Origin of the sequence: Streptomyces olivochromogenes (assembly GCF_001514115.1) — a bacterium.
GTDB classification, from domain to species: Bacteria; Actinomycetota; Actinomycetes; order Streptomycetales; family Streptomycetaceae; genus Streptomyces; species Streptomyces olivochromogenes.
Genome location: NZ_KQ948517.1, coordinates 1,582 through 2,983 on the forward strand (window position 1 = coordinate 1,582; position 1,402 = coordinate 2,983).

Below are 1,402 nucleotides of genomic sequence, written 5' to 3' on the forward strand. Positions count from 1 at the left end.
CCACGGCGACGGGGGCCTGTCCGGTGGGTGCCGGTCCGCCGGTCACGTCGACCGCGATGATCACCTGGCCCACGTCCACCGTGGTGCCCTCGGGGAAGTGGAGTTCGCGCACCACGCCGTCGTAGGGGATGGGCAGTTCCACGGCGGCCTTGGCGGTCTCGACCTCGCAGACGACCTGGCCGTCGGTGACCGTGTCACCGGGCTGGACGTACCACTTGAGGATCTCCGCCTCGGTGAGCCCCTCGCCCACGTCGGGCATCTTGAACTCGCGGAGCCCCGACGCGTTCTCAGTCATCGTCGTCACGACCCTCTCCTCAGTACGCCAGTGAGCGGTCGACGGCGTCGAGCACCCGGTCCAGGCCCGGAAGGTACTCCTCCTCCAGGCGCGCCGGCGGATAGGGGGCGTGATAGCCGCCCACCCGCAGGACGGGTGCCTCCAGGTGGTAGAAGCACCGCTCCGTGATGCGGGCGGCGATCTCCGCGCCCGTACCGAGGAAGACCGGGGCCTCGTGCACCACGACCAGGCGGCGGGTCTTCTCCACCGAGGCCTGGACGGAGTCGAAGTCGATCGGGGACATCGAGCGCAGGTCCAGGACCTCGATCGACTTGCCCTCCTCCTGGGCGGCCGCGGCCGCCTCCAGGCAGACCTTCACCATCGGGCCGTAGGCGGCCAGCGTCAGATCGCTGCCTCCGCGTGCCACGACCGCCTTGTGCAGCGGTCCGGGGATCGCGTCGGTGGTGACCTCGCCCTTGTCCCAGTAGCGCCGCTTCGGCTCGAAGAAGATCACCGGGTCGTCGCTCTGGATGGCCTGCTGCATCATCCAGTAGGCGTCCGAGGCGTTCGACGGGGAGACCACCTTCAGGCCCGCCACGTGCGCGAACAGCGCCTCGGGGGACTCCGAGTGGTGCTCGACCGCGCCGATGCCACCGCCGTACGGAATCCGGATCACGACGGGAAGCTTGATCTTGCCGAGCGCCCGCGCGTGCATCTTCGCGAGCTGCGTGACGATCTGGTCGTACGCCGGGAAGACGAAACCGTCGAACTGGATCTCCACCACCGGCCGGTAGCCCCGCAGCGCGAGACCGATCGCCGTGCCGACGATGCCCGACTCCGCGAGCGGGGTGTCGATGACCCGGTCCTCGCCGAAGTCCTTCTGGAGCCCGTCGGTGACCCGGAAGACACCGCCGAGCTTGCCGACGTCCTCACCCATGATCAGGACCTTGGGGTCGGCGTCGAGGGCCGTGCGCAGCGACTCGTTGATCGCCTTGGCCAACGCCATCTTTTCCACAGCCATCGCTACTTGCCCTCCCCTTCATCCGCGAACGACGCCTGGTAGGCGGCGAACTGGGCCCGCTCCTCGTCGACGAGCGCGTGCCCGTCGGCATACACGTTCTCGAAGAT

2 protein-coding genes are annotated in these 1,402 nt (G+C 68.8%); both read right to left on the reverse strand.

Features of this window, described 5'->3' with window-relative positions; all coding sequences use genetic code 11:
• Positions 1-304, reverse strand: a 304-nt coding sequence (locus tag AQJ27_RS51280) for a biotin/lipoyl-containing protein (protein ID WP_341866180.1), incomplete at its 3' end; no start/stop codon positions are given.
• 10 nt (positions 305-314) lie between these two features.
• Positions 315-1,295, reverse strand: a complete 981-nt coding sequence (locus tag AQJ27_RS51285; protein ID WP_067385972.1) for an alpha-ketoacid dehydrogenase subunit beta — start codon at positions 1,293-1,295, stop codon at positions 315-317.
• Positions 1,296-1,402: the final 107 nt, after the last annotated feature.